The organism is Rhizobium sp. 10N414 (assembly GCF_056394785.1).
The window spans coordinates 1-888 of sequence record NZ_JBFTIN010000109.1 but is presented as its reverse complement, the minus strand read 5'-3'; the positions used below and the strand labels follow the sequence as shown (position 1 = coordinate 888).

Below are 888 nucleotides of genomic sequence, written 5' to 3'. Positions count from 1 at the left end.
CCACCTCGACCGGCAAGAACGTCATGCCGCGCGTCGCCGCCCTGCTCGATGTCGCGCAGGTCTCCGAGATCATCGAGGTGGTTTCGGCTGACACCTTCAAGCGGCCGATCTATGCCGGCAACGCCATCCAGACGGTGCAGGCGACCGACGCCAGACGAGTCATCACCGTGCGCACGGCTTCCTTCGCACCTGCCGAAGGAAGCGGATCGGCTACCGCTGTTGAAAGCGTCGCAGCGGTAGCCGATCAACACCTGTCGAGCTTTGTGAGCCAGGCGATGTCCACCTCCGACCGTCCGGAACTGTCCTCGGCGAAGATCATCATCTCCGGGGGACGTGCGCTTGGCTCGGCCGAAAAGTTCAACGAAGTCATCCTGCCGGTTGCCGACAGGCTCGGGGCTGCCGTCGGCGCCTCGCGCGCTGCCGTCGATRCCGGCTACGCCCCGAACGACTGGCAGGTCGGCCAGACCGGCAAGGTGGTTGCTCCTGATCTCTACATCGCCTGCGGCATCTCGGGTGCCATCCAGCACCTCGCCGGCATGAAGGATTCGAAGGTCATCGTCGCCATCAACAAGGACGAGGAAGCGCCGATCTTCCAGGTGGCCGACTATGGTCTCGTCGCCGATCTCTTCGACGTCTTGCCGGAATTGCAGACGGCGTTGTGATGACCGATACGACTGAACTGCCCGAGCGCGAAAGCATGGAATTCGACGTTGTGATCGTCGGTGGCGGCCCTGCGGGATTGTCGGCTGCGATCCGCCTGAAACAGGTCAATCCGGAACTGTCGGTCGTCGTGCTCGAGAAGGGGGCTGAGGTCGGCGCGCACATCCTGTCAGGTGCCGTCGTCGATCCCATCGGCATCGACCGTCTGCTGCCTGGCTGGCGCCAAGA

Annotated in this window: 2 protein-coding genes; both read left to right on the top strand. The window is 63.7% G+C overall.

What is annotated here, in order from left to right; genetic code table 11:
• Positions 1-662 (top strand): electron transfer flavoprotein subunit alpha/FixB family protein (locus tag AC1DE4_RS31805; protein ID WP_477884761.1); only part of this gene is annotated, 662 nt, incomplete at its 5' end.
• Positions 662-888: FAD-dependent oxidoreductase (locus AC1DE4_RS31800; protein ID WP_477884385.1), on the top strand; the 227-nt coding region annotated here is incomplete at its 3' end. The genes AC1DE4_RS31805 and AC1DE4_RS31800, both read left to right, overlap by 1 nt.